The sequence below is a fragment of the Kouleothrix sp. 19917 genome, assembly GCF_057073505.1.
In genome coordinates this window covers 678,218-702,627 of the sequence record NZ_CP097100.1, presented here as the reverse complement: position 1 = coordinate 702,627, position 24,410 = coordinate 678,218, and the positions used below count along the sequence as shown (strand labels likewise).

General features: G+C 60.3%; 29 protein-coding genes and 1 riboswitch. Of the genes, 10 read left to right on the top strand and 19 right to left on the bottom strand.

Translation table 11 applies throughout. The annotated features are described in order from the left end of the window. The first annotated feature begins 25 nt into the window (after nucleotides 1-25). The 5 genes from M1P90_RS38405 to M1P90_RS38385 all read left to right on the top strand — a co-directional run bounded on the left by M1P90_RS38405 (nucleotide 26) and on the right by M1P90_RS38385 (nucleotide 3,377). Complete coding sequence (locus M1P90_RS38405; protein ID WP_483705475.1) at nucleotides 26-556, top strand: PadR family transcriptional regulator; 531 nt, start codon at nucleotides 26-28, stop codon at nucleotides 554-556. Nucleotides 557-578: 22 nt separating this feature from the next. Then, nucleotides 579-1,154 carry a TlpA family protein disulfide reductase gene (locus tag M1P90_RS38400; protein WP_483705473.1) on the top strand — a complete coding sequence of 192 codons (576 nt, stop codon included), beginning with the start codon at nucleotides 579-581 and terminating at the stop codon, nucleotides 1,152-1,154. Nucleotides 1,155-1,157: 3 nt separating this feature from the next. Beyond that, nucleotides 1,158-1,937 (top strand): prolipoprotein diacylglyceryl transferase, encoded by a 780-nt coding sequence (locus tag M1P90_RS38395; protein ID WP_483705471.1) that lies wholly within the window; start codon nucleotides 1,158-1,160, stop codon nucleotides 1,935-1,937. A 41-nt stretch (nucleotides 1,938-1,978) separates the two neighbouring features. Next, entirely contained in the window at nucleotides 1,979-2,641 is a 663-nt protein-coding gene (locus M1P90_RS38390; RefSeq protein ID WP_483705469.1) for a class I SAM-dependent methyltransferase, read from the top strand. Nucleotides 2,642-2,750: 109 nt separating this feature from the next. Next, on the top strand, nucleotides 2,751-3,377 hold the full coding sequence (locus M1P90_RS38385) for a class I SAM-dependent methyltransferase (RefSeq protein ID WP_483705467.1): 627 nt from the start codon (nucleotides 2,751-2,753) through the stop codon (nucleotides 3,375-3,377). Between the two features lie 86 nt (nucleotides 3,378-3,463). Here the strand turns inward: M1P90_RS38385 and M1P90_RS38380 are convergent, their stop codons facing one another. Both M1P90_RS38380 and M1P90_RS38375 read right to left on the bottom strand, forming a co-directional pair. Continuing rightward, on the bottom strand, nucleotides 3,464-4,648 hold the full coding sequence (locus M1P90_RS38380; RefSeq protein WP_483706091.1) for an RNA polymerase sigma factor: 1,185 nt from the start codon (nucleotides 4,646-4,648) through the stop codon (nucleotides 3,464-3,466). An 11-nt stretch (nucleotides 4,649-4,659) separates the two neighbouring features. Further along, nucleotides 4,660-5,013, bottom strand: coding sequence for a YciI family protein (locus M1P90_RS38375; RefSeq protein ID WP_483705465.1), 354 nt, complete (start codon nucleotides 5,011-5,013; stop codon nucleotides 4,660-4,662). Between the two features lie 312 nt (nucleotides 5,014-5,325). On the opposite strand from M1P90_RS38375, the gene M1P90_RS38370 reads away from it, so the two are divergent. The 3 genes from M1P90_RS38370 to M1P90_RS38360 all read left to right on the top strand — a co-directional run bounded on the left by M1P90_RS38370 (nucleotide 5,326) and on the right by M1P90_RS38360 (nucleotide 6,699). Continuing rightward, nucleotides 5,326-5,541 (top strand): hypothetical protein, encoded by a 216-nt coding sequence (locus M1P90_RS38370; RefSeq protein ID WP_483705463.1) that lies wholly within the window; start codon nucleotides 5,326-5,328, stop codon nucleotides 5,539-5,541. 133 nt (nucleotides 5,542-5,674) lie between these two features. Further along, on the top strand, nucleotides 5,675-6,181 hold the full coding sequence (locus tag M1P90_RS38365; RefSeq protein WP_483705461.1) for a hypothetical protein: 507 nt from the start codon (nucleotides 5,675-5,677) through the stop codon (nucleotides 6,179-6,181). 56 nt (nucleotides 6,182-6,237) lie between these two features. Beyond that, nucleotides 6,238-6,699, top strand: a complete 462-nt coding sequence (locus M1P90_RS38360) for a hypothetical protein (protein WP_483705459.1) — start codon at nucleotides 6,238-6,240, stop codon at nucleotides 6,697-6,699. Between the two features lie 250 nt (nucleotides 6,700-6,949). Here M1P90_RS38360 and M1P90_RS38355 read toward each other — a convergent pair whose 3' ends face one another. The 12 genes from M1P90_RS38355 to M1P90_RS38300 all read right to left on the bottom strand — a co-directional run bounded on the left by M1P90_RS38355 (nucleotide 6,950) and on the right by M1P90_RS38300 (nucleotide 17,380). Continuing rightward, nucleotides 6,950-8,260, bottom strand: a complete 1,311-nt coding sequence (locus M1P90_RS38355; protein WP_483705457.1) for a DUF190 domain-containing protein — start codon at nucleotides 8,258-8,260, stop codon at nucleotides 6,950-6,952. 33 nt (nucleotides 8,261-8,293) lie between these two features. Continuing rightward, entirely contained in the window at nucleotides 8,294-8,671 is a 378-nt protein-coding gene (gene crcB, locus M1P90_RS38350) for a fluoride efflux transporter CrcB (protein ID WP_483705455.1), read from the bottom strand. Nucleotides 8,672-8,913: 242 nt separating this feature from the next. Beyond that, on the bottom strand, nucleotides 8,914-9,687 hold the full coding sequence (locus M1P90_RS38345; RefSeq protein ID WP_483705453.1) for a metallophosphoesterase family protein: 774 nt from the start codon (nucleotides 9,685-9,687) through the stop codon (nucleotides 8,914-8,916). Further along, a complete protein-coding gene (locus M1P90_RS38340; RefSeq protein WP_483705451.1) occupies nucleotides 9,669-11,150 on the bottom strand; it encodes an inorganic diphosphatase in 1,482 nt (493 codons plus the stop codon). Before M1P90_RS38340 ends, M1P90_RS38345 begins: the two co-directional genes overlap by 19 nt. Before the next feature lie 17 nt (nucleotides 11,151-11,167). Beyond that, nucleotides 11,168-12,457 (bottom strand): phosphopyruvate hydratase, encoded by a 1,290-nt coding sequence (gene eno / locus M1P90_RS38335; protein ID WP_483705449.1) that lies wholly within the window; start codon nucleotides 12,455-12,457, stop codon nucleotides 11,168-11,170. Nucleotides 12,458-12,495: 38 nt separating this feature from the next. Then, on the bottom strand, nucleotides 12,496-12,837 hold the full coding sequence (locus tag M1P90_RS38330; RefSeq protein WP_483705447.1) for a DUF190 domain-containing protein: 342 nt from the start codon (nucleotides 12,835-12,837) through the stop codon (nucleotides 12,496-12,498). A gap of 103 nt (nucleotides 12,838-12,940) precedes the next feature. Then, nucleotides 12,941-13,004: riboswitch (Fluoride riboswitch) on the bottom strand. Between the two features lie 335 nt (nucleotides 13,005-13,339). Then, nucleotides 13,340-14,953 (bottom strand): ISL3 family transposase, encoded by a 1,614-nt coding sequence (locus M1P90_RS38325; protein ID WP_483705445.1) that lies wholly within the window; start codon nucleotides 14,951-14,953, stop codon nucleotides 13,340-13,342. A 135-nt stretch (nucleotides 14,954-15,088) separates the two neighbouring features. Then, nucleotides 15,089-15,421, bottom strand: coding sequence for a YnfA family protein (locus M1P90_RS38320; protein WP_483705443.1), 333 nt, complete (start codon nucleotides 15,419-15,421; stop codon nucleotides 15,089-15,091). 99 nt (nucleotides 15,422-15,520) lie between these two features. After that, nucleotides 15,521-15,847, bottom strand: coding sequence for a thioredoxin (gene trxA, locus M1P90_RS38315; protein ID WP_483705441.1), 327 nt, complete (start codon nucleotides 15,845-15,847; stop codon nucleotides 15,521-15,523). A gap of 38 nt (nucleotides 15,848-15,885) precedes the next feature. After that, on the bottom strand, nucleotides 15,886-16,233 hold the full coding sequence (locus M1P90_RS38310) for a hypothetical protein (RefSeq protein WP_483705439.1): 348 nt from the start codon (nucleotides 16,231-16,233) through the stop codon (nucleotides 15,886-15,888). 192 nt (nucleotides 16,234-16,425) lie between these two features. Continuing rightward, nucleotides 16,426-16,767 (bottom strand): hypothetical protein, encoded by a 342-nt coding sequence (locus tag M1P90_RS38305; RefSeq protein WP_483705437.1) that lies wholly within the window; start codon nucleotides 16,765-16,767, stop codon nucleotides 16,426-16,428. Nucleotides 16,768-16,819: 52 nt separating this feature from the next. Continuing rightward, nucleotides 16,820-17,380, bottom strand: a complete 561-nt coding sequence (locus M1P90_RS38300) for a hypothetical protein (RefSeq protein WP_483705435.1) — start codon at nucleotides 17,378-17,380, stop codon at nucleotides 16,820-16,822. A gap of 114 nt (nucleotides 17,381-17,494) precedes the next feature. Here M1P90_RS38300 and M1P90_RS38295 point away from each other — a divergent pair, with 114 nt between their 5' ends. Together M1P90_RS38295 and M1P90_RS38290 are read left to right on the top strand one after the other, a co-directional pair. Continuing rightward, nucleotides 17,495-17,896 (top strand): MerR family transcriptional regulator, encoded by a 402-nt coding sequence (locus tag M1P90_RS38295; RefSeq protein WP_483705433.1) that lies wholly within the window; start codon nucleotides 17,495-17,497, stop codon nucleotides 17,894-17,896. A 187-nt stretch (nucleotides 17,897-18,083) separates the two neighbouring features. After that, nucleotides 18,084-19,409, top strand: coding sequence for an NF041680 family putative transposase (locus tag M1P90_RS38290; protein WP_483705431.1), 1,326 nt, complete (start codon nucleotides 18,084-18,086; stop codon nucleotides 19,407-19,409). Between the two features lie 139 nt (nucleotides 19,410-19,548). Here M1P90_RS38290 and M1P90_RS38285 read toward each other — a convergent pair whose 3' ends face one another. From M1P90_RS38285 to M1P90_RS38265, 5 genes are all read right to left on the bottom strand, one after another. Beyond that, complete coding sequence (locus M1P90_RS38285) at nucleotides 19,549-19,707, bottom strand: hypothetical protein (protein ID WP_483705429.1); 159 nt, start codon at nucleotides 19,705-19,707, stop codon at nucleotides 19,549-19,551. 113 nt (nucleotides 19,708-19,820) lie between these two features. Then, complete coding sequence (locus M1P90_RS38280; RefSeq protein WP_483698632.1) at nucleotides 19,821-21,323, bottom strand: hypothetical protein; 1,503 nt, start codon at nucleotides 21,321-21,323, stop codon at nucleotides 19,821-19,823. Between the two features lie 47 nt (nucleotides 21,324-21,370). Then, complete coding sequence (locus tag M1P90_RS38275) at nucleotides 21,371-21,676, bottom strand: hypothetical protein (protein ID WP_483705427.1); 306 nt, start codon at nucleotides 21,674-21,676, stop codon at nucleotides 21,371-21,373. A gap of 190 nt (nucleotides 21,677-21,866) precedes the next feature. Continuing rightward, a complete protein-coding gene (gene ilvD / locus M1P90_RS38270; RefSeq protein WP_483705425.1) occupies nucleotides 21,867-23,549 on the bottom strand; it encodes a dihydroxy-acid dehydratase in 1,683 nt (560 codons plus the stop codon). Nucleotides 23,550-23,624: 75 nt separating this feature from the next. Beyond that, a complete protein-coding gene (locus M1P90_RS38265) occupies nucleotides 23,625-24,395 on the bottom strand; it encodes a sulfite exporter TauE/SafE family protein (protein ID WP_483705423.1) in 771 nt (256 codons plus the stop codon). Nucleotides 24,396-24,410: the final 15 nt, after the last annotated feature.

The window sequence follows — 24,410 nt, the reverse complement described above, 5'->3', positions numbered from 1 at the left end:
CAAATAACTTAAGATAATATAATCTATGTATAGTGAGATTGTGATCTTAGCCATGCTGCGACAACGGCCACAGCATGGCTACGAGTTGAAAAAGTGCATCGAGCAGGCGTTAGGCGGCACGGTCTCGCTCAACAATAATGTCCTGTACCCAGCCTTGAAGCACTTTGAAGCGCTGGGCGCGGTTGTGCGAGAGGTCGTGCCGCAAGAGGGAAGACCGAACCGCCATATCTACCAGCTGACCGAGCGCGGGAGCGAGTTGCTGCACACCTATCTCTGCGATTTTCCGCCTGAAAACGCTGCGAGTGACGCAGAGTTTTTCACTCGCGTGGCGTTCTTTGACTATCTTGAGCTGGAAGAACGGCAGGCGATTCTTCAGAAGCGCCTGGCACATCTTGAGGGACAGCTCGCGTATCTCCACAATCTGCAACAGCTGGCCGATCAGGCTGGCACAGCCGTGCATCCACAGCAGCGAGTTCTGGCATTTCAGCTGCGGCGACTGCGCGATGAATATCAGTGGATCGGCGCCTGGCTCGAAGAGATGCAGCCTTCCACGTGAATGAAGCAGAGTAGGTCAAGCGATGATCGCATTAACGCAGCGCCAATGGAACTGGCTCTTTGCAGCTGTGCTGATCCTGGGAAGCCTGTTCATCCTGGCAACCCGCGTACGGCCACCACAAACTACTGCCGCACCTGCAGCCGCATCCGATGAAGTGATGGCGCCGGCACCGCTGGCCGACCATCCTGCGCCCGACTTTACGCTGAGTAGCCTCAACGGTACGAAGGTCGCGCTGAATGATCTCAAGGGGCAGGTGCTGCTGATCAACGTATGGGCGACCTGGTGCCCACCCTGCCGCGTCGAGATGCCAACCATCCAGGCTGCCTACGAGCAATACCACAATCAAGGTTTCATCGTAGTGGCGGTCAATCTGCAAGAAGATCCGAGCGCGGTAGCCACATTCATGCGCGAACAACAGCTCACTTTTCCGGCACTGCTCGACTCCGATGGGCAGGTGAGCCGAACCTACCAGGCAGTGTCGCTGCCGTCCAGCTTCTTCGTGGATCGCCACGGCGTGATTCGCGCGGTCTACCACGGGCCGATGCCGCGCAGCATCATCGCAGGCACGGTCGAGCAATTGCTCCAGGAAGGGAAGTAGCCGATGTATCCACTCCTCCAGATCGGTCCATTGCGCCTGAGCAGTGGCGGCCTCCTCCTGCTCCTGTCGATCATCCTGGGTGGATGGCTTATCGCACGCGTCGCACACGCGCGCGGTGGGGCGCAGCTTGCTCGCCAGGCCGATAGCTGCTTCTACCCGGTTCTCATCGGCGCACTTATCGGCGCGCGGCTGTGGTACGGCCTGTTCAACCTGGACTTGTACGGCCGCAATCCAGGTCTATTCCTCGCCCTGCGCCTGAGTGACTTCGCCTGGCCGGGTGCGCTGCTTGGCGGCTTGCTGGCTGGCTACGTCTGGTGTCGCCGCAATGGCTTCGATGCACTGAGGCTTGCGGATAGTGCCGCGCTGACCCTACCTGTGGTGCAGGCGATCGCCAGCGTCGGCCTGCTGCTGAGCGGCGAGGCTTTTGGTGTGCCGACGAGCCTGCCGTGGGGCGTGCCGCTGTTTGGAGCCGTGCGGCATCCGACCCAGATCTATTTCGCGCTCGCGGCGCTCAGCAGCCTGCTTGTAGTGTGGCGGTTGTCGCAGCAGCCACTGCCAGTGGGGACGCTGTGGGTATCCTATCTCGGCCTGCAGGGGCTATCATCGCTGCTGATCGAGGCGCTGCGCGCGGATTCGCTGGTGCTGACCGGCGGGATTCGGTCGGCGCAGGTGTTTGGGCTGGCGCTGCTGCTGTATGCCCTGAGTTGGACGCAGCGATACAGTGGGGTAACACGGCCAATACGATCGGAAACGTCCGAGCCGACGTTTCAGGAGCAGTCCTAAATGAGGAAAGCTGGTGTTGAACCGCGCAGAGGAGCCATGCGATGGGCAAAGACGTGAGCCATCTACTTGAAGCCGAAAGCGTATCCTATCCGCATTTTGCCGCTTTGTACAACTGGATGATGCGGCAGACGCCGGTTCGGCAGCTGTTCGATCCCTTGCGGCGTGAAATCGTTGGCCAGACCTATGGAACCGTGCTCGAAGTCGGCGCCGGTGGAGGGCAGAACTTCCCCTTTTATGATCCTGCTCACGTGCAGCGCGTGGAGGCGGTCGAGCCGGACGCAGCGATGCTCGTCGTTGCAGAGAGAAACATGGCGGATGCTGTTGTGCCCGTCCGGCTTTCGCGTGCCCCAGCCGAGGAGCTCCCGTTCCCCGATGCGCAATTCGACAGCGCCCTCGCAACACTGGTCTTCTGTTCAGTGCATGATCCAGAGCGCGGCCTGAGCGAGATCTGGCGCGTGCTCAAGCCGGGCGGCAGTTTGTTACTGCTTGAGCATGTGCGTGCGCAAGGCAAACTCGTCGCGTGGGTTCAGGATGCGCTCGTACCAGTGATGACGCGCTGCATGGGCAATTGCCATTGGAACCGCGCGACCGAGCCGATGATCGCGGAAACAGGTTTTCAGATCACACAGGTTCGACAGCTCAGCGGCGGACTTCAGCCCATGCTGCTCATCCAGGCCACCCGCCCCGCAACACTTCCCGAGTAGTCATGAGAACGGTATGAAACCTTTGGTTTTAATAGTAAAGAGGCCGCGGAGCGTATGGCGGCAGCTCCGCCACAAACGGGTGAGAGCCTGACGATGGTAGGAGACAGCCATGGCCGTGTACCGCGATTATATCTACCCCCAGCTCATCCGCATACTGGGCAATCCGAAACCCATCCGAGACATTCGCCAGCGAGTCATCCCTCTGGCGCAAGGAACCGTCCTCGAGATCGGCGTCGGCTCAGGCGCCAACTTCGTGTACTACGATCCAGCGCGAGTGTGCAAGCTGTATGCACTCGAACCCAATGTGGGGATGCGACGGCTAGCCAAACGGCAACGGCGGCGAACGCCATTGGATGTTGAGTTTCTCGACCTGCCTGGAGAGCATATTCCTCTGGCTGGCGAGGCCGTCGACACGGTGGTGAGTACCTTCACCCTATGCACGATTCCCGACGTAGTGGAGGCCATTCGCGGTATCGCACGTGTCTTGAAGCCAGGCGGAACACTTCTCTTCATCGAACTCGGGCTTGCTCCCGATGAGCACGTGCGCCACTGGCAGGTACGGTTCGAGGCGATGCATCAATGGCTGTTCCAGGGCTTGTATCTGACACGCGACATTCCGTCGCTCATCAAGCGGGGTGGCTTTGAGATCGAGCAGATGGAGGAGGGGTATATCGCTGAAGTCGCAAAGTGGTCGACCTACTGCTGGTGGGGCACCGCGGTTCGGCAGTCACGCTAGTGGGGCGTCATACGGGGCGTACAAAAAGTCAGTAATGTCCGCATCACACCGGGTGAAACTGCCTATTGTCTGAGTGGGCTTGGACGTCACCATTCCAGCAGCCGGCGCGTCAGTAAGGACTGCTCCGCGCGGTTGTGTGTGAGTTCCAATGCCCTGAGCGCCGACGCACGTGCCTGCTCGCGCTGGCTCAGCTCCAGCAGTAACTCGCTACGGATCGCATGATAGAGGTGGTAGTTGTCGAGATCCGCTGCCAGCGCGTCTATCTCCCTCAAGGCTGCCTCTGGCCCTTCGACCTGCCGCAATGCCACTGCGCGGTTCAACCGCACGACCGGCGAGGGGCTGAGCTGGAGCAGCAGGTCATACAGCAGTACAATCTGTCGCCAGTCAGTAGCGACCCAGGATGCCACCTCGGCATGACAGGCCACGATCGCGGCCTCTATCTGGTACGGTCCAGGCCGTCGCATCGCTGCTGCGCGTTCAATCAGGCGTATGCCCTCAGTGATCATCGACTGGTTCCACAACGAGCGATCCTGATCTTGCAGCAGAATCAACTCGCCGGCGCTCGTAAACCGCGCCTCGGCGCGAGCCAGGTGTAGTCGCATCAGCGCGAGCAGGCCGAGCGGCTCTGGTTCCCCATCGAGATAGTGTGCGACTAAGCCCGTCAGCCATGCGGCGTCTTCGGCGAGGTCGCGCCGGGTCGGAGCGGCGCCGGCACTCACCAGATAGCCTTCGTTGAACATCAGGTAGAGCACGTCCAACACTTCTCGTAGCCGTTCGCTCATCTCATCATCACTTGGTATCCGGTAGGGAATATGAGCGGCGACGATCTTGCGTCGGGCTCGCACAATGCGCTGGGCTACCGCAGCTTCCGAGGCCAGGAACGCGTGCGCGATCTCAGCCGTGGTAAAGCCGCAGACCGCCCGCAGCGTGAGCGCGACCTGCGCCGCACGGGGAAGCGCGGGGTGGCAACAGGTGAACATCAGCCGAACCCGATCGTCAGGCGCCTGGGGCAGTGGCTGCTCGAGGAGCGCCAGCTTGGTGCGGTAGCGAGCGTCGCGACTCAGCTGGTTGAGCGCGCGGCGTCGCGCCACCGTAAACAGCCAGGCGCCTGGCCGCTCGGGGATGCCATCGAGTGGCCAGCGTTCGAGTGCCGTCAGCAACGCATCCTGGACGATCTCTTCGGCGATCGCGAAGTCGCCCAGGATGCGCACCAGGGCAGCGGCCAGCCCTCCCGCCTCCTCCCGGAAGACCCGGGAGAGCGCAACATGGATATCAGCCGTATCTATTGCTCCACTCCCATGACTGGCCGGATCTCGACGGTGCCACCGCCCGGCCAGGTTTTGGCCAGGTGGAGCGCCTCGTCGAGGTCGGCCACAGTGATCTCGGTATAGCCGCCGATGACCTCGTTACCCTCAATGAACGGGCCGTCGCGGACGATTGGCTGGCCATCGACCTGGAAGCGCACCGTGGTTGCAGTATCGGGCGACGCCAGCTGGTTGCCAGGGCCGATCTTCGCCGCATTTTCGGCGAACCAGCGACCGACATGCTCGTATTGGGCGTTGCGAGCTTCGTCCGTCATGGCTTCCCAGGCTTGTTGTTGCTCGCGCGTTCCGCAAAACAGGAGAACGTACTTCATTGCGAAAGACCTCCTTGGGTCGGTGACATAGGTGTTCACAGATTGGTCACAGCCGAGTTCGTCACCTCTTGCTTATAACGACAAACAGCAATGATGCAAATCGACAAGGGAAGATTCCCCAGCACGAGAAGTATAGTGCAGACAGCGCACCCGAGGATAGCGCTAGTGAGGGGCCAGTGTTCTCTATGACACATGAGTGGAATTCTGTTTCTGTAGGCTCTCGCCGAACCTATGTGTTTTCACATCTTCCTCCACCAACCACTCCCAGCTATACTCCCCTCAACGACCGATAGCTACGCGAGAGACAGGCTGATGGACCGAGCGAATGAACAGGCAGCACTCACGACGGATGATTTGCTGGCGCTGATCGAGCGCCATCTGTCGGAGCTGTGGCAAGCACATGCGCATAGCGGGAACCGTTCGCTGCGCGCCGTACTGCGCAGTGCCGAGGTCCTACTCGCCGAGCGCGCAGGAATGGATCTGGCCACGTTTCGCAGGTCGCGCCCAGATCATCAACACAAGCATTAATTGAAACCGTTTCCGTAAGCGAACGAACGTAGAATATCCCAGCAGCGGGGAAAAACGACTGCGATCCAGAGCAACGCGCTCGTGGGATGGAATTTCCATCATCACGAGCGCGCTTTTTTGTTGGGGAGCAAGTATGTCCACTGTCGCCACATCAACGCCAAAAACGCCCGAGCAGAAGCACGCTGCCGCTCGGCAGTCCCAGATCATGGGGTGGTTCGGTGGCGTGCTCATACTCCTGCTTTTCCTAGAGCTGCCCGCGCTTGTCGTTGGGATCGTTCTCTACGCGCTGGCCCAGCAAAATCGGCGGCGCTACGCCATCCTGCTCATTGGGATGCTGATTGGGATGGCGATCGTTGGAGTGAGCTACCGAGTCCTAGTCGCTCATGTTCAGAGTATCGCAGCGGCCTGGCCGCTCTACCAGCCGACCGTGAGCCAGTATTTCAAGGCGCCCTCAAAAGAACACTGGCTGGCGCTGCAGCCTCTCTTCACCTCTTTCACGCCACAGATCGTTCAGCTCTGGCTGATCGCCTTGCCACTTGCTCCGTGCGTTGCGGTCTACCTCGAATCGACCCGAGTCAAGGCGCTACCGGAGTTGTGTGCGGATAAGCGACGACAGGAACAGCAGCGTGACGCCTTGTAGCGACGCGACGCCGCGCGCACGGTCGCGCAGGCCCTGAGCAAATCCAGGGGAAACCTGTGCTGGGCGTGCCGCTTAGCGGCGAGTTGCCCGACTGGCGAGCCAAAGCGTGGGTAGTCTATCCAGCCGAGCTACTCAACCGGCACGCGGTGGTCATCGGCGGCTCCGGCACGGGTAAGACCGAATTTCTGCTCCGCTTGGCCTACCTGGCTGCGAAGATTCTCAAGTGGCAGGTGTTCTACATCGACCCCAAGGGCGATTACGAAGTTGCCAACCGCTTTATGGCGACGATGGCGCATGCCGGGGCGCGTGGGGCGGCGATGTTCCCTGATCTGGCCTACCGCGGGTGGCAGGGCGATGCGACGGCGATCCTCAACCGTCTGATGGCGATCGAGGAACTACAGCGAGCCGTATTACCCGCGCGATCGCCAAGACCGTGCTGGCGCTGGCGTGCCACGCGCCCGGGAGCCCGCCCCGCTCCAGCGCCGACCTGCTCGACCGGCTCAATCTCGCGACGCTGAGTGAGTTATATGACGAGAGTAACGACCGCAGGGCTGACACGCTCAAGACGCTGACTGACGTTGACCTAAATGGCATATACAAGCGCTACTTCGGCTTCTTTGATGCGATCGGCCGCAAGCTCGACGGATTGTGGTCGTTTGAGACAGTGGACGCCGGCTATGTGCTGCTCGATGGCCTGGCACTAAAGGAGGAGGCGCGCAGCCTGGGTCGCTATCTCACCGCTGACGTACTTCTCAATCCAGGGGAGCATCAGGCTGTCTCAGCCGGCTCGTCATCCTGACGGTGACTCACCGCCGTCAGGACACCAGCCCGACCAACTAACCCAACCAGCTGGCCGCTTGCGTCAACCACGGGTAGACGCTTAATCTTGTGTGCCATCATCAGGCGAATTGCCTCCGGGATCGATGTTTCGGGTGTGACTGTCACGACCGGGCTGGTCATCACGTCGGCGGCCGTGCGCCCGCGTGCGGTGACCTCCAGTCCTTCTGGTCGTCTGCCGCCGCCGATCCAGTCGACGAGTGCGCGCAAACCGCCTGGTCGAGCGCGCTTCGCGGCGCGCTGAATCACGTCGCCGTCGGTGATGATGCCAACCACATGATCTGCGTCGTCAACGACCACTACCCGACGCTTTTCTGTTTCGAGCAATCGGTCGAGCGTTTCCGCCAGTGGCGTATCGGCATGAACCGTCGGCACTGCGCTATACATCACCTCCCCAACCGTCGCAGGCGCGCCGGCTGGAAGCTGCACAACATCGGTTGGTCGCTGCCGAAGTCCCTCGGCGACCGTTTTCAGCAGGTCGTAGCGACTGACCATCCCAACCAATCGACCCTGATCGTCTACCACTGGTAGACGCTTCAGCTTGCGGTCGGCCATCACCGCCGCAGCCTGGGCGAGCGGTGTTGTTGTCGGCAGGGTGATCGGCTGTGGTGTCATCAGATCGGCAGCACGGTGCGGCTGATCCTCCAAGGTCGCTATCTGCGCCGCCCGTTCTACGAGGGGCAGCGCGCGCTGGACTTCGACCGACAGATCCATCACATCGCGCGTGAGCAGATCACCGTCAGTGATAATGCCAACGACGTGGCGATCGGTATCCACCACTGGTACCGCCCGCAGCGCGCGATCGATCAGCAGGCTAACGATCTCGCGCACGGGTGTATCGGGCTGCACCTGCGCGACATCGCGTGTCATCACATCGGCGACGGTCAAGTGCGGGGGAAATGCTCCCGGCGTGCGATGGCTGGTCTGAATGACGTTCACCGGCGTCGTACTGATCAGCCCAACCTGCACCATGGCGGTGATCTGAGGCATGATTCGCGCCACTCGATCGGCGCGATCGACAAAGATAATGACAATCGGCAGTTCACCTCCAAGCTCGACCAGGGTGGCGGTGTGGATCTGCCCGCGTGCGCCGAAGCCGGCGATGCCGCGAATAACCGTCGCGCCGGCGATCCCTTCGTGACGGAGCAGATCGAGCAAGGCCAGGAACAGTGGCTTGTGGTGCCATTGGTCGGTCTCTTTGATGAAAATCCAGACTTGTTGAGCCGAGTCCGTGGTATCCATACATTCCTCCTACCGCACATCAGGGTGCTGTGATCATGGGAAGAGCCGCGCGAGTCCAGCGCCCAGGAAGACGCCAATCATGCCAAGACCGACGCTCCCAACAATATTCAATCCAGCTTCGAACCAGCTGCCACTCACGAGTAGCCCATAGGTCTCGTAGCTGAAGGTTGAGAAGGTTGTAAAGCCACCCAGCAGGCCGGTGACGAGCAGTAATCGCCACATATCGCTGACTGCCAGCCGTGTCGTCAGGAGCACCATGACAACTCCAATCGCGAAGCTGCCGGTCACATTGATTAACAGTGTTCCATACGGAAAGGCGGCACCCCATTGCTGAGCTGCCCAGATCGAGAGGCCATATCGCAGGTTGGCCCCAACCGCCGCGCCAAGCGCGATCACCAGGATTGTTGTCACCCATGTTCTCCGCTCAATCGCGCGCTGCATGCGCGCCAGGCCAACCCATCCAGGCCGTACTTCCCTGAAATCCTCCGCTACGCGATCGTCCGCTTGAGCTGTCTCGTGTATCTCCTTGCTCACGCCGTCCACCCTCCGCAGTTTGGGTCGCCGAGGCTATTGCGTACTTCCAAATAGCTCGTGTGCTGTTGCTCAGCCATCCATGCTCCTTTTTCTTGATCACACCTCACTTCCCACTCGGTCTAGACACCTGTATTCAAGCGCTCGACCAGGTCGCGCAGTAACGAAGGTGGTGCTGACGCCTTCATCTGATGCCACACGGCCCGCCGTTCGGTGGATACTGAATACCTGCAGCGCCGGAACGTGATCGTTGCCTGGGCTGTGTCGATGAGCAGGTACGCCGCTCTGCGATTGCCGTCACGCGGCTGGCCAACACTTCCGACGTTCACGACCAGGCGTTTTGAGCCAACCGGGAGTACGCCATGCAGGGATTGGAGATCGACTGCCTGCCATGTGCCCTCTTGTTCAACGAATGCCTGGGCGATATGGGTATGTCCAACAATGATGAGCTGCGACGGGGTAGCAGCCGCCGCCTGAGCAGCATCCACAGCTGTTCTCAGATAGTGCCAGAGCGGATCGTCAGGGCTGCCGTGCGCGATCGTTGTGTCTATTCCACCGACCTTGAATTCCCGCAAAAGCGGTCGAGCGCGGAGAAACGTGCGATCGTCGCTGGAAAGCTGATCGCGCGTGTATGCCAGCGTCGCCTGCCCATACTGGTTGATCTGGGCTGCTTCGACCAGCCCGAGTACAGCAGCATCGTGGTTGCCCATCAGCCAGCATGCGATGTCGATACGCAGGTCGCTCCGCAATCGTGTAACACACTCGTGCGGATGGGCGTAGTAGTTCACAACATCGCCCAGGCACCAGATCTGCTCGACGTTCTCGGGCAGATCCCGCAAGACAGACTCGAGTGCCGGAAGGTTACTGTGAATATCGCTCACGACGGCGATGCGCATACCACCACCTCCTTCATCGGCCCGGGTACATTTGCCAACATCTGGCGCAACATCCGATAGCAGGTCTGAAAACCAAAGCCGGTGCTTGGGAAGGGAATTTTGATCTGTGTAACTCCACCATCCTTTGGCATCCAGAGCGCGAACCACGAACCGAGGATTGACGCCCGCAATTCCAGCGAGCTGATCTCGGCGATCGCATAGATCTGATCCAGCCGAGGCTGTCGCTCGGCGAGCAGCAGCACGCGCCTGGCGGTGATAACCAGGAGTTGTGCTTGCCCTGGACTGTACTCGAACCAGGCTGGTACGAACGCCTGCGCCAGTGCGATCTCGTCCTGCTCGAGCGTTTGCTGGAGCCGCACGTTCAGTCGGGCGATCGTCGGCTCAGGATCGCGTGGGTCGTTGGCCGCCGGATCGCGTAGATCAGGCGCGGCCGCCTCGGGTTCGTAGATCCGCCGCAGCCGCTGCTCATGCGGCCGCACCAGGTATGCTGTCAGCCGATCGCGCAGCTTGCGCAGCTCATCACCACGGGCGGCGGGAAATTCGACGCGCACCCACTCCCGCCCATCAGCGGTCTCGGCTGCCCACCCCAGGATCAACGAGCTGCCCTGTTCGTCCAGCATGATATCGACGATTCGCTCCGCTGGCGTGCCCCGCACCAGGTATCCATGCGGCATCTCGGTGACATCCGGCGGCAGCACCTCTTCGAGAAAGATTAGCTGCTCGGTCGTCAGAATGAGGATCCCTTCAGCCAGGCGCTTCCGACGCATTAGCGAGCGCTCGACAGCGCTCACCATTCGCGGACGCGGCACGAAAAAGCGTATTCGCTCCAATGGCGTGAGATAGTCGGCGACATACTTCTGGAAGCGCAGCGGCAGCGTGTAAAATGCGTACTCGGCGCGACTATGGCGTGTTGTCTCAGTTGCCGCCTCGTTCTGTGGAGCAGCGATGCCTGTCTGACTCGGGCGCCAGATAGGCATCGCTGGTGCCTGACGTGTGCCTGCGCGCGCGCGCCGGGCTGCCTGGCGTGCAGATTGGATACACTCCCAGGCAGCCCGGCTATCGTTCCAAGTGAGCCGCGCTGCAGTCACGAAGTATGTATGAACTTGCTCACGCCAGGCGCATGGGATTGCCGCGACATCGCTGACAGCAGCAAATGCTGGGTCAGTCGTCGCCACCGTCACAACGTAGAAAGCCACCTGCTCGTCACTCCCTACCTCCAGCAAGGCTAGCGGCCGGGCCTCGACAAGCGTGCCTGGCGGGTGAGCGACATCGCCAAGCAGCAGCGCCTCTATATCATCTCCATTTACGTCCTGTGCCCCAGAAATAACGCCCAGGTCGGCTGGGCTACACTCTGTTGGATGATGCACAGCAATGAGCCGCACCGCATCGGCGTCGGCCTCGTAGAGACCATACGCACGATGCGGCGCGACGATACGGAGTAGGACTGTTGGCGGCGGCTGCATCGCTGGAGTAACTCCGCTCAAACGGTCGCGCGCGGGAAGGCAGCCAGACCGGCATAGGCGGCGCTCTCATCCAACTGGTCAGCGATCCGCAGCAACTGGTTGTACTTGGCGACGCGTTCCGTGCGCGCCGGTGCGCCGGTCTTGATCTGCCCGGTGCCCATCGCAACCACAAAATCCGCGATGGTCGTGTCTTCTGTTTCGCCCGAACGGTGTGAGACCATGGCTGTCCAACCAGCCCGCTGTGCCTCACGTATGGCCTGAATCGTCTCCGTCAGCGTCCCGATCTGGTTGAGCTTGATCAAAATGCTGGTACAGCTGCGCTCCTGAATCGCGCGATGCAAGAATTTCACGTTGGTCACCAGCAGGTCGTCTCCAACGATCTGCACTTGCTTGCCAAGGCGTTCGGTCGCCAGCCGGAAGCCCTCCCAGTCGTTCTCGGCCAACGGATCCTCCAGCGAGATGATCGGGTACTTCTCAACCCAGGCCGCAAAGAAGTCAACCAGCTCGGCGCTGCTCAGGCTGCGCCCTTCGCGCGCCAGCTGATAGCGCCCATTCTCGTAGAACGAGCTCGCCGCCGGGTCGAGCGCAATAAAGCACTCTTTGCCAGGTGTGTAGCCAGCCTTCTGGATGGCTTCGAGGATAACCTCGATTGCCGCTTCGTTCGACGGTAGCGACGGCGCAAAGCCACCTTCATCGCCGACGTTCGTACTGGCGCCACGGCTGTGCAAGACATTCTTGAGCGCCTGGTAGACCTCGGCGCCACAGCGCAGCGCCTCGGGGAATGAGCCGACGCCGGCCGGGACAAGCATGTATTCCTGGAAATCGGTGCTGTTCTGGGCGTGCTTGCCGCCGTTGAGGATATTGAAGCACGGTACCGGCAAGATATGTGCGTCGACGCCGCCCAGGTACCGATAGAGCGGCAGCCCAAGCGCCGTTGCGGCAGCTCGCGCGCAGGCCAGCGAGACACCCAGAATCGCATTTGCGCCGAGTTTGCCCTTATTCTCCGTGCCGTCGAGCGCGATCATAGCGTGGTCGATCGCGCGCTGGTCGCCTGCGTCCATGCCCACGAGCGCTTCCGCGATTGTCGTCTTGACGTTTTCAACGGCTTTGAGCACGCCTTTGCCACCAAAGCGCCGCTTGTCGCCATCGCGCAGCTCGACGGTCTCGTACTCACCTGTCGAAGCGCCAGAGGGCACGATCGCCCGCCCCAGCGTCCCATCGACCAATGTGACATCAACTTCGACTGTCGGATTTCCGCGCGAGTCCAACACCTCGCGGCTACTAATCGCCTGAATGCGTAGATCCATGGCCAACCTCCTCTACTGCGGCACTATGCGTGTGCCGCTTATGCTTCATCGTGATGCCGGTATAGGACGATGCTCACTGGCTCGATTGTGATCAGGCCCTCGCCAACCATCGACGTGATCTGGGGCAGAATGCGCGCGATGGTGTCGTCGTCATCGACCCAGGTAATGACAAGCGGGAGGTTTGACGACAGCTCGACCAGGCGAGCGGTATGGATGGCCCCATGCGCGCCAAACCCCATGACGCCGCGCACGACCGTCGCGCCGGCGCCTCCTTCGGCGCGGATGCGCTCGACGATCGCCGTCGCCAGCTGCTGATGGTGCCACTGCTCGGCCTCTTCCACGACGATTGTCACGCGCTTTCCCTGATCGTTGAGCGCCATGTGAGACTCCTATATCTGTGCGTGATTCCGTGAATTGTGGGTAATGTGCCTGTCCCTCGCCAGCGCAACAAAAAAGCTTCTACTGCCAACCATTCTCATGGTCAGGTCAGTAGAAGCTATCAGCCGGAGCAGGCCGGCGGTTCGCGAGCCTCATCGCGTTCAGTTTGCGACTGATATTATAGTTGGCCCGCACGAAAACGCAAACCTGGTTCGGTCTCCATCGTCGGCCATTATACCGTATCGCAGGCTATCATACCGCGACCAGCGAGCCGTTATGGAGAAGGTCTCTGCGTTGTACGAGAAGAATCCTTCACTGTCACACCGACGGAGTTCAGCGACCCCGCATCAATCGTGGCACAAGATGCTCCACTGTGAGATCGCGCAGTGAGGTTTAACGGCACGTGAGGCAATTTCTACCCAGGGATGATAAGCGTCATGGCTCTTCGTCACTTTGGATGACGCTGTGTTGCTACCTCATCAGTATGGCCTACACCCTGTATGCTTACGCTGCAGCGATTACCCGCTGGCGCAGGAGGGCAAAACTTGCGCGCCCGTAGCCGGCACGTTTGATCAGCTTCAATCGATGGATCTGGCCCTCCACTTGCCCCTGCGACCACGGCAACTCCAGTGCCGCTTGGACTGCCGCTTCGTCACGCCGTAGGCCCGCCACGAATGTCCGAAAGGCCGCGATTCCACTCGTATCCGCCTCTTCAAGCCACCCCTGCAACTCCGCAGCCCCTCGTTCGCGCACCATCAAGGCAAAGCTTTGTGCCAGCTCACAGGCTATGCACAGGGCCTCATCAACCGCTTTGATCTGGGCAATTATGGCTTTGTGTTCCTCGGTCATCTGGTCTGGGCGACGTACGACAAAGAACACCAGGTCAGGAATGGAATAGTGTGGCGTCGGTTTGCTCGGCACGGGTGTTCCCTGCCCTTCTGCACGGCGTATCAGCGTGATGAATTTGCGCACCAGCGAATCGCAACCTCGGTAGCCTTGGGTCTGGATTTCCTGATACAACCTCCGCGCGTTGTGACAGCCCGCCTGAAATCGCTCCAGGAGATATGGCTTGAATGGATCCAACTGACTGCCATACGGGCGCCCACGGCGCTTGGCACCTGGATGCGCAGGATACGCTGTGGTGTTCAACCAGCGACTGACCGTTTTGCGCGACAGCCCCACACGCGCCGCGATCTGGGTCCGGGTCAGGCCGCTAGCATCGAGTTGGCGCACCTCGTGATAGCGTGCCTGCCGCCCATTCCGCCGTTCGGCGCGCTGGGTCGCTGCCGATGGGCGTGGGGTGCTCAACGGCTCGTCAGTTGGTGCAGTTGCTGGCTGGTCGGCTGCCCCTCGCACGATGTCGAACTGGGAGCGATGCTGGTCAAACACGCGCTGGAGCGTCTCAGTGAGATTTTTGAGCAAATGAAACCGATCCGCAACCTGGGTGGCTTGGGGGGCGCCTGCCGTTGCGGCACTCGCAAACGGGCCAGAGCGATCCCGACTGATGACCGTAATACTCGGATACTGTCGTAGCCATTCCGCCACTTGCTCGCTGCCACAATCGGGCAGCAGGTCCAGCACCCGATGGGCTTCCAAGTCCACCATAATCGTTCCATATGTCCGGCCTTTGCGCCAGGCCCATTCGTCCAGGCCCACAACCTTCGGCAGGGTTGGTGCAGGGGAGCGTGTCGACCGGAGGATCCGCAACAGCGTACTCGCACTACTGCCAACACCCAATTTCGCACTGAGCTGGCTACCCGCATTCCCGCCAGCGGTGAAGGCCAGATCGCACAGTGCCTCGGTCAAGCGGGCCGTCCGGCGGGCAGATGGCGGTAAGATCTCCGGCAATCGTTCGGTGAAGAGTTGCCGCGGGCAGAGGGGATTGCGACAGCGAAAGCGGCGCACCTGCAGGTGCCAGCGCACCGAGAGCGCCGCCCAAGCCAGATCGCGCGGATGGCGCGTATAGCGGCTATGAATGCGATCCGATACCACGCCACATACTGGGCAGGGGGCCTGGCTCGTCACGAGCCGCACTTTAAGGACAATTGTTTGTTGCTCAACAGTGATAGTGGTCAATTCTAAGTCAGCCAAATCAGGCAGCAGGAGCTTTGCCAGCATACGACCTCAGAAGTAAACATAAGGTGAACGAAGAGAGTATTGTACCGCAACTTGATCGCCCTTGCTCGTCATCCAAAGTGACGAAGAGCCAGCGTCATGGGGCCAAGTCGAGCGATAGGACTTCCAAACTCGCAATCACACACGCGGCCAGTACACAATAATGGCAGCGCCGACGAGTGCAATCACCGCTCCCACGATGCTTGGCGTATCGGGGCGCACACCATCTACCATCCACCCCCACAATAGCGACAGGGCAATGAACGCACCACCATAGGCCGCGTATACCTTCCCGAAGTCTAGGCTCGACGGTTGGAAGGTCGGTATGACGCCGTAAAGCACCAGCACAATAGCGCCGACCAAGCCGACCCATAGTGCTCGCCCCTCCCGTAGCCACAGCCACATCAAGTACCCACCACCGATTTCTGCAAGACCGGCAAGTACAAAGAGTAGAACAGAACGAATAATCATTTGCTCCTCGCTGATATTTGTTTTCAGGCTTCAGTGTATGCTACTCGATACATGAAAACAGGGGGCGTGTCACCACGCCCCCTGTCCTTGGTCTTGCCTCTAGCCCAAGAGCGCATCCAACCTGGCTGTATAGTGGGGCTTCTTCCCCGCTCCGACGATACGGTCTACCTCCTGCCCACTGCGGAAGAAGATAAAGGTTGGCGTGCTACGCACCTGGTACTGTGTCGTGTATTCGGGCGTGTCGTCAACGTTGGCCTTGACAATCGTCGCCTTGCCCGCGTACTCGGCGGCCAGCTCATCAACAATGGGCGCCACCATGCGGCAGGAGGCGCACCACGTTGCCCAGAACTCCACCATGAGCAGCCCATCGGCCTGTAAGACGATATCCGAAAACTCCCCGTCTGTTACGGTTAGCAGTTTTGCCATGAGAAAAGAGACTCCTATAAATAGACTGAAATGGGCTATCAGCGCTGGGATACGTAGTGCCCAAGTTCCTCTCGGAGAAATGGCTTTACATCGCCAGGAGCAGTCAGCTGAAGCCACACCGGCCCACGGTGCGGCGTGACGGTGAGTTCAAACGTGAGGAACGGGCAGCACAGCTGCTCATTGGTGATAAATGTCGCTAGCAGCGGGTACTGCGCATTGTCAAAGCTGTAGGCATAGCCATCATGCAGTTCACGGGTTTCCTGCACCAACGTGCCGAAAAGCTGGCCGATAAGCTCCTGATGGGCCGTGCGCTGCTCGGCGGAAAGCGCCGTCATGTCACAGTAGAAGACAAACGGCGTTTCATCTGTATTTGGTGTCGTGGTCATATCCTCAATACTCCTTGGTAGGATTGAAGGCCGGTCTTCTTACCGACCGGCTTGAGTGTAGCATGTAAAGTTCACTTTAAGTCAAGAAGTTTCCTCTCCACCTTACGACCGATATTGCACTAGGGAACCTGGCAGCACACGAAAAAGGAGAGGACGCATCCTCTCCTGTCTCGGCAGCGGTGTTGTTCTTGTTTACAAGCGCACAGTCTCTGCTGCCACGTGCTCGCTCTGGCAGCTATCCTTGCCGTCGCCGATGCGGCACGCATCCTGACCGCAGCCGCAGCTGGTGGCCGCTTGCCCAGGTTGCTCGCTGAGTTGCACGATGCCTTGTGCGTGGTTTTTCCTACGGAGCAGTGTGAGTGGGATAAGGCAGGGCACCAGACAGGCAACGAGCAGAAGCAGCGGTGCCACACCCGCCAGGATGCTAAAGTTCGGCAGCCCGGTGCAGAGAATAAGCCCGCCCACCACCAGCGCCGCTATGCAAGCGTTCTTCCAGTTCAGCCAGGGCGCGCATTGTTTCACAACCTTGAGCATTGGTGTTCCTTTCCTTTCATACGTGCTGTACTTAGCAGTCGCGCTCATCCTCTCAAACGCTCACAGCGGTCGTTCGCGCAGCCGTCCTGGCCTCACGCAGTGTCACTAGGGTGACAATCACCGTTGCGAGATGCGCTACCGCAACGCCGGTCGCAAGCGCCGCCACGCTGTATCGTGCCTGTGCGACCTGGACAATGATTTCCCGGGCATCGGCTAGCGTCGCCAACGCCGCGACGATGAGCACTACGAACAGAACTGGGTAGCCAAAGCGCCACAGCGCAGCAATCAGGAGCACCGTCAAGAGCACGACGGCGGCTACCAACCAAGGAGATTCGAGGTCAATCCCGGCAAAGGTCGGCTCTGCTGCTTCAGTGTGCGAGGGCGCTTCGCTGGATTCTGCGTTTTCTCGAACTTCGGTGTGCGCTTCTCCTCCCTCCGACGCCTCTTGCGATGCTCCGACTTCCTGGTGGCTGACCGTTGTCGTACCCCCGCTCCCCCAGCCGCGTTCGGCAGCAACCCCGACCGCAAACAGCACGGTCGAGAGCGCCAGCAGTGCGGTAATGAGCAGTAGTTTGCTGCGTGAACAAGTGTGATGGAGTGTCGCTGTTGTCATCATTCCTCCTTGCTCATTGCGAAAACGGTGGTTTCGCAATGGTCGGCCTAAGCCCTTGCGACATCAACGAATGTAGCATACTATTTAAAGCATGCTTGAAGTCAAGGGGGAATTATGATGGAAGAACTCGCAATTGGCGAAGTGGCGCAGCAGGCTGGTATCCGGGCATCCGCCCTGCGCTACTACGAGAGCATCGGCCTAATGCCTGCTCCCAAGCGGGTGAGTGGCCGGCGACGCTATGATGAGAGCACGGTTCAGATGCTCAAGGTCATCCAACTGGCCCAGCAGGCCGGCTTCAAGGTTGCGGAGATACAGACCCTGTTGCATGGGTTTGCACCGGATACGCCACCTGCGGCGCGCTGGCAGCCACTGGCGCTGCAAAAAATCGCCGAGTTGGATGGCCTGATTGAGCACGCTCAGCAAATGAAGCGCATCCTGGAGACGGGTCTGAATTGTGGCTGTTTACGCCTTGAAGATTGTGCGATTGTGCTCGAACGCGGGTGCTGCGTGGAATGAGCAACACCGGTGGCGTGCTCCGACTGCGGCTATTCTGAGGAAATAAGTGTGCTGCACTTAGTATTGATGTTTAGACTATCTCAGGTCAAACACCCACTTTAACAAACATCACAAAAGGGCAACCTGACTTGCGTCAGCTTGCCCCTTGGGGTATCTTCGTGGTGCTCACGCCAACGGAGGTGCCCCAATGGATTATACCATTCTGCGAGCCTTTCGGCAGGCGCTGTATCAGTGCTTCACCCGTGCCGCCGATTCCTTGTTCGACCTCGCAGACGCCCTGCTGACCGACCCGTCCGCCCGCAGCTTTGTCGAGTTGTCGCAAGCTGCCTCCTTTCAGCGCGCCTGGCCCTCTCTCTATGAAGCTCTCGAAGATGGCCTTCTCGATCGGGCGGCACTGCTGCGGCTGTTCGTTGCGACTCTGCCCCAGCAACTGATTGGAACACGCTTGCTCTTGGGCTTGGATACCTCTTCGATCCTGCGCCCGGACGCACAAACCTCGCAGGACCGCACGCTGGTCTATCGGCCCAATCTGCCCAAAGATGCCACACCGGTCGGGCCGGGCTTCTGCTTCTCGACCCTGGTCGTCTTGCCTAACCCAGTCAGTAGCTGGACCTATGTGCTCGACAACCGCCGGGTGCCCAGCAGCCAGACGGCCGACACGATCGGCGTCGCGCAACTGCGCGACAGTCTGCCGCTGCTGGCTCCGCGCTGCTCGCGCCCGCTTGTGGTACTCGATCGCCACTATAGCAGCGCACCGTGGGTGCTGGCGAGTGCTGATCTGCCCTGTGATCAGTTGATCCGCGCAAGGTGCGATCAGGTGTTGTATCGACCAGCACCGCCAGCGAGCGGCAAACGCGGCGCACCTCGCAAAGATGGTGCGCGCTTCCAGGGCAGCGATCCGAGTAGTCACGGTCCACCCGATCACGACTGGAGCGGGTCTGACGCTCAGGGTCGCCCAGTACGGGTGACGGTCTGGGGCCAGTTGCATCTGCGCAAGGCGCGCTCGGTGTCGATCACAGCGGTACGGATCCTCCGCGAGCGCGCACGCAACACCAAGCGTGATCCGCGCGAAAGCTGGTTCTGGTGGCTGGGCGGGCCGCTGCCAGCGCTGGCTGAGCTGGCGACGGTCTATCCACGGCGGTTCGGGCAGGAGCATGGCTATCGGTTCGACAAACAGGATTTGCTGTGGGCGAGCGTGCGGGTGCGGACACCTGGGCAAATGCAACGCTGGACCGATCTGGTGGCGGCGGTGCGCAATCAATTGGTGCTGGTGCGCGAGCAGGTGGAAGTGCTGCGGCGGCCGTGGGAGGCGAAGGTGCGAAGGGCCAGTCCGCGGCAAGTGCGGCGCGCGATGGGGCGGATTATTGCCCAGGTAGGGACACCAGCACGTCGGCCCCAACGTCGGGGAAAATCGCCCGGTCGGGAGAAGGGCGCGCTGGTCAAGCGGGCCGAACGCTTTGCGGTGGTGCGCAAGTCGCCGCCAAAGGCGCAATCGCCGCCCAAAGCGAGCTGATATGGGCATCGGTACGGACATTGCAAGTTCTTGCAGACTGCCGGCGCAGCTTGCGCACGGGAGCGGCTGCACTAAAATAGTCTAAACATCAATTAGTAGGGAGTGCAGCACACACAAAGGCCACCTCTCCATTTTCAACCTAGCTACGTCCACCTGCGGCCTGTGCAAACTGCTCGTTGACCACGCCGACCGTCTGAAGGGCGGCTTCCACCGAATTGATGTCAGTTCGGCCAGCGATACTGAAGCCCGCCGCTTGGGCAACCTGCTCGGTGAGCAAGTTGCTTGACTCAAAGCTCATCCGCAGAAACTCCTTAATCCCCTCACCGCCTGTGAAGCGCAACCAAAAAGGGCCTTCATTCGGCTCAATATCGAGTGTATAGACATGGTTTGTAGGTACTTTACAGTTTGTGATTAGGCGGCCAGCGTCCACTCAGGCATCAGATGCGCTGGTGAATGCTCCGTGCTGGCTGGTGGATAGCCTAATGCCACCAGCCAGTCAGTCGGCGCATCGCGCATCCCGCTCAGATGCAGCGGGCTCTGACCTTTATGCTTCCCACGAGTAAACACACGATGGTTGTGCCAAACTGCCAGCAACGCCAGCATACCGTTTGTCAGCCTTCGCCGCACCGCCAGATGTGGGCGCAGGATGCTATGCCACCGCTCCACCGCGCTCGAAACCTGCACCGCCTCCTGCCAGGCTGTCAGCAGCACTCGCGCCGCCGCACGCCAGTCCACTGGCACCGCCGCTATCACCTCCGCATCGGTCCACGCCAATTCCTTCCGCCTCAGCCAAGCCCATCCCAGCAGCGCTTGCCGCTCGGCTGCCAGCACTCCACTCAGCTCCTGCTGCACCTGCTGCACCTGGGCACCAAAACTCAGCAGCTTTGGCATTTGCCTCCGAATGCGGCGCGCCAGGCGCCCCAGTTCGGCCTGCTGCTCTCCCGCGCTGCTTTCTGCCAATTCGTCCAACAAGCTCAGCAGCGCGTCCAGTTCGTCTTGCCGCTCGGCCAAGCTCAGCAACCGCTTGCGCCCGACCACCACCACCGCCAGCAATCGATGCAACTCGTCGGTCAAATAGGCCAGCGCAGCGACACCATCGGTCGCTGCCGCCAATTCCTGGCTGTGGCTCTCAAGCGTGCGCTTGGTCGGCCGACCGCGCTGACGTGTCCCAAGCTCGAGGCAGGCAGCTTGGCGCTCAACTGCCGCTGTACGCGCGTGCATCTGGCTCAGGCGGCGCTGCAGGCGAGCCTGCACCAGCGAGCAGGCTTGGAACAGATGCCAGTGGTCGAGTTGCACCAGCACATCGGGCGTGACGTGCTGGCAGGCACTGTGCATGGGTGCGCCATCGTCCATCACAACCCGCTCCCATCGCAGGCCACGCTCCTGCAAGCTCCACAACAGCAAGGTCCAACTCTCGGTATCGACCGCCAGCGGTCCTTCAGAGGCCCAAACTGCGCCGCTGTGCACATCGACCACGTTCAGATAGGCGGCTCGACCGTGAGCGGGAAAGATTTCGTCGAGCGCCAAGGCGCGAGTGGAAGAAGGAAGGTGCGTGTGCATCCAGGTCAGAGCGCGCTGCTGAGCCTGGTGCAGGACTGCGACGATGGTGGGCAAACTGAGGCCCTGTCCGAGCAATTCCTGGGTCGCGGCTTGAATGCCACGCTGAGAGGCATGCGCGATCCACAGCGTCAGAATGTGGCGAGCGCTGGAGCGGGCAGGCGCGTGAGCAGACGGCGGCGAAAAGGCAGCCGTGATGGCGCGTCGGGCGTGCTCGCGCCAAGCATACAAGGTCGGGCGCGAGACGTGATGTATGCGGCTGAGGCGTGTCACGATACCATACTCGCCTTGATGTGCCAGCAGCAGCGCTGCGGATTGTGCACGCATCTCGGGCGTGCTAGGATGTGTGCGACCCATTGGGTTCTCCCTAGTGATTGGTTGTGGTTGGCCCTTCAACCATACCACTAGGGAGTTTGTCTGTCAGCAGGCAGGGAAAGACTGTAAAGCTGGCTTGGTCTGCCTGAAACCATGTCATAGCGTATGAATGGACAACAGAGCCGATCATAGTTGAGGTCTTCGGCCACTATCAGCAGCATCTCTGAGTCGCTCGGCAACCGAAAGGCATAGCCGTCAGCTAGTTCTTGGACTTCCTGCACCGCTCCATACATCTGCGTTGCGACTTCGAGCCAGCGTTCTCGCTTCTCGGGGGGAATAGCGTTCGGATCGCAAGCAATGATGACCTCGCTCTGGCCTGTGGTATCGGTCGACATCACGTTTCCTTTCTAGTGGCTTACGAGATTCTGCGGTTCACTTGAGTAGCAGTGTACAACTTAAAGTATGCTTTAAGTCAAGCAGGAATTTCAAGTGTACTTTAAGTCAAACTGCCTATTAGAAAGCCACCAGCCATCCGCCCGATGCGGCCGACACGTTTGTTGTGCATTCACAAGGGTAGCATTGCGCCTAAACCTCCCGATCGGTCACGGCGCCAAGGCTACTGCTGGAGACGAGCTGCATGTATTTTGCCAGCACGCCGCGGGTGTAGCGCGGCGCCGGAGGCTGCCATGCCGCCCGCCGCCGTGCCAGTTCTGCATCTGGTATATTGAGCTGAAGGAGTCGTGCGTCGGCGTCGATCGTTATTGAGTCGCCCTCCTGGATCAGCGCGATTGCGCCACCGACCGCCGCCTCAGGCGCTACATGGCCGACCACCAGGCCATACGTGCCGCCCGAGAAGCGGCCATCGGTGATCAGCCCGACCGAGTCGCCCAGCCCTGCGCCGATGATCGCCGAGGTAGGCGCCAGCATCTCACGCATACCCGGACCACCCCGCGGCCCCTCATAGCGAATGACCACCACGTCGCCGGCGTTGATCTGACCGCTCAGGATCGCGTCCAGGCATGCTTCCTCGGCGTCAAAGACGCGGGCAGGCCCAGTCATCCGCGTCATCTTCACCCCAGTGATTTTCGCTACGGCGCCTTCCTCGGCCAGGTTACCGCGCATGATCGCCAGGTGGCCCTGTGGATACAATGGCGCATTCCAGGGACGGATAACCTCCTGTCCGGCCGATGGTTCGTCCGGCACATCGGCCAATATCTCGGCGATCGTCTGGCCCGTGATGGTCAGCGCGTCGCCGTGCAGAATGCCATGGGCGAGCAAGATCTTCATCACCTGCGGCACGCCACCAGCCTTGTGCAGGTCGGTCGCCACAAAGCGGCCGGAGGGTTTGAGCTCGCACAACACCGGAACGCGTGCCCGAATGGTCTCGAAGTCGTCGATCGTCAACGGCACTTCGGCGGCGTGGGCGATCGCGAGGAGGTGCAGCACGGCGTTGGTCGAGCCACCCAACGCCATCACCACGGCGATCGCATTCTCGAACGCCGCTCGCGTCATGATTTGGCGTGGCAGGCGCTGCTCGCGGATCGCCTGAACCAGTACCTCGCCAGAGCGCGCGGCACTTTCGGCTTTCTCAGCATCCTCAGCGGCCATCGTCGACGAGTATGGTAGGCTCATTCCCAATGCCTCGATCGCCGAGGACATCGTGTTGGCGGTGTACATCCCGCCGCATGATCCCGCGCCAGGGCAGGCGCGCCGTTCGACCTCCAGCAGTTCAATCGCATCGATCTTGCCGGCGCTGTACTCGCCGACTGCCTCAAATGCGCTGACGATGGTCAGGTCACGGCCCTGGTAGTGTCCAGGCTTGATGGTGCCCCCGTAAACAAAGATCGCGGGGATATTCAAGCGCGCGAGTGCCATCATCGCGCCGGGCATATTTTTGTCGCAGCCGCCAATCGCGATGACGCCGTCCATCGCCTGAGCATTGCAGACCGTTTCGATTGAGTCGGCGATGACCTCGCGCGAGACCAGCGAGTACTTCATGCCCTCGGTGCCCATCGAGATGCCGTCGCTGACGGTGATGGTGCCAAAGATCTGCGGCATCGCACCCGAACCCCGCAGCGCGTGCTCGGCTCGCAGGGCCAGATCGTTCAAGCCAGCATTGCAGGGCGTAATCGTGCTGTAGGCGCTCGCGATGCCGACGATCGGCTTGTCAAAATCAGCGTCGCCGAAGCCAACTGCGCGCAGCATCGCCCGGTTGGGTGAACGCTGCACACCTTCCGTAATGCGTTTGCTCCGCATGTTGTCAGACATAAGCACCTCCTTGAACTTGCATCGCTCTTTTTGGCACGGCGGCTAGAACTCCAACAAGGTGTCCAGCCGCCTGTTTTATCGCAGCATCGGGGCGAGATCGTAGAGTAGCGTTTTCAGGGCCAGGATAATGACGGCGGTGAGAAAGATGCGCCGCAACCAGGTGTTCGATATCCGCAGCGTCGCACGTGCTCCGATCGTCGCGCCAATGAACATCACTGCTGCTAAGACCAAGCCAAGTCGATAGTCGACAAACCCACGGCCTATAAAGATCAGCGTCGCGACTGCCGATGAGAAGACATTGATCACCTTGGTGATAGCGACGGCCTCGACAAAGGTCATACGAAACAGCGCAATATAGACAGCAGTCAGCAAGGTGACATAGCCGCCGCTAAAGAAACCGCCATAGATACCAAGCGCGAATGTGCCGACATATGCGGCATACTCGGCCAGGCGCGAGGGGGCAACTTGGCTTCGTTCAACTCCAGCCTCGCGTTTCACAAGTGAGAACAAGACAATTGTGACCATCGCAAGCGAAACGATCAGCGGCACCGCCTGTGCCGGCGTGACGAGCACGAGCACTGCGCCAAGCACCGAGCCCACAATCGTCAGTCCGATCAGCCATGGCAAGCGGGTTCGATCGATCGCGCCTGTGCGCAGAAATGGCAGCGCTCCACCGATGCTCATGAAGGTGAGTGCAAACATATTTGTTGCGATCGCGCCTCGCGGCTCGATACCGAACTGAAACATCACTGGAACGGTGATCAGCGATGTACTGCCTGTGACGACGCTGATGATACTCGTCAGTAAGAAGCTAACGATAAGCACAATGATCTCGAGAGCCGGCACAGGCGTTTCCTTGAC

Excerpts from the sequence above, each read along its gene's own strand:
- M1P90_RS38405 (WP_483705475.1), top strand. The coding sequence starts at position 26 with ATGTATAGTGAGATTGTGATCTTAGCCATGCTGCGACAACGGCCACAG.
- M1P90_RS38400 (WP_483705473.1), top strand. The coding sequence starts at position 579 with ATGATCGCATTAACGCAGCGCCAATGGAACTGGCTCTTTGCAGCTGTG.
- M1P90_RS38395 (WP_483705471.1), top strand. The coding sequence starts at position 1,158 with ATGTATCCACTCCTCCAGATCGGTCCATTGCGCCTGAGCAGTGGCGGC.
- M1P90_RS38390 (WP_483705469.1), top strand. The coding sequence starts at position 1,979 with ATGGGCAAAGACGTGAGCCATCTACTTGAAGCCGAAAGCGTATCCTAT.
- M1P90_RS38385 (WP_483705467.1), top strand. The coding sequence starts at position 2,751 with ATGGCCGTGTACCGCGATTATATCTACCCCCAGCTCATCCGCATACTG.
- M1P90_RS38375 (WP_483705465.1), bottom strand. The coding sequence starts at position 5,013 with ATGAAGTACGTTCTCCTGTTTTGCGGAACGCGCGAGCAACAACAAGCC.
- M1P90_RS38370 (WP_483705463.1), top strand. The coding sequence starts at position 5,326 with ATGGACCGAGCGAATGAACAGGCAGCACTCACGACGGATGATTTGCTG.
- M1P90_RS38365 (WP_483705461.1), top strand. The coding sequence starts at position 5,675 with ATGTCCACTGTCGCCACATCAACGCCAAAAACGCCCGAGCAGAAGCAC.
- M1P90_RS38355 (WP_483705457.1), bottom strand. The coding sequence starts at position 8,260 with ATGGATACCACGGACTCGGCTCAACAAGTCTGGATTTTCATCAAAGAG.
- M1P90_RS38345 (WP_483705453.1), bottom strand. The coding sequence starts at position 9,687 with ATGCGCATCGCCGTCGTGAGCGATATTCACAGTAACCTTCCGGCACTC.
- M1P90_RS38340 (WP_483705451.1), bottom strand. The coding sequence starts at position 11,150 with ATGCAGCCGCCGCCAACAGTCCTACTCCGTATCGTCGCGCCGCATCGT.
- eno (WP_483705449.1), bottom strand. The coding sequence starts at position 12,457 with ATGGATCTACGCATTCAGGCGATTAGTAGCCGCGAGGTGTTGGACTCG.
- M1P90_RS38330 (WP_483705447.1), bottom strand. The coding sequence starts at position 12,837 with ATGGCGCTCAACGATCAGGGAAAGCGCGTGACAATCGTCGTGGAAGAG.
- M1P90_RS38325 (WP_483705445.1), bottom strand. The coding sequence starts at position 14,953 with ATGCTGGCAAAGCTCCTGCTGCCTGATTTGGCTGACTTAGAATTGACC.
- M1P90_RS38320 (WP_483705443.1), bottom strand. The coding sequence starts at position 15,421 with ATGATTATTCGTTCTGTTCTACTCTTTGTACTTGCCGGTCTTGCAGAA.
- trxA (WP_483705441.1), bottom strand. The coding sequence starts at position 15,847 with ATGGCAAAACTGCTAACCGTAACAGACGGGGAGTTTTCGGATATCGTC.
- M1P90_RS38310 (WP_483705439.1), bottom strand. The coding sequence starts at position 16,233 with ATGACCACGACACCAAATACAGATGAAACGCCGTTTGTCTTCTACTGT.
- M1P90_RS38305 (WP_483705437.1), bottom strand. The coding sequence starts at position 16,767 with ATGCTCAAGGTTGTGAAACAATGCGCGCCCTGGCTGAACTGGAAGAAC.
- M1P90_RS38300 (WP_483705435.1), bottom strand. The coding sequence starts at position 17,380 with ATGACAACAGCGACACTCCATCACACTTGTTCACGCAGCAAACTACTG.
- M1P90_RS38295 (WP_483705433.1), top strand. The coding sequence starts at position 17,495 with ATGATGGAAGAACTCGCAATTGGCGAAGTGGCGCAGCAGGCTGGTATC.
- M1P90_RS38290 (WP_483705431.1), top strand. The coding sequence starts at position 18,084 with ATGGATTATACCATTCTGCGAGCCTTTCGGCAGGCGCTGTATCAGTGC.
- M1P90_RS38285 (WP_483705429.1), bottom strand. The coding sequence starts at position 19,707 with ATGAGCTTTGAGTCAAGCAACTTGCTCACCGAGCAGGTTGCCCAAGCG.
- M1P90_RS38280 (WP_483698632.1), bottom strand. The coding sequence starts at position 21,323 with ATGGGTCGCACACATCCTAGCACGCCCGAGATGCGTGCACAATCCGCA.
- M1P90_RS38275 (WP_483705427.1), bottom strand. The coding sequence starts at position 21,676 with ATGTCGACCGATACCACAGGCCAGAGCGAGGTCATCATTGCTTGCGAT.
- ilvD (WP_483705425.1), bottom strand. The coding sequence starts at position 23,549 with ATGTCTGACAACATGCGGAGCAAACGCATTACGGAAGGTGTGCAGCGT.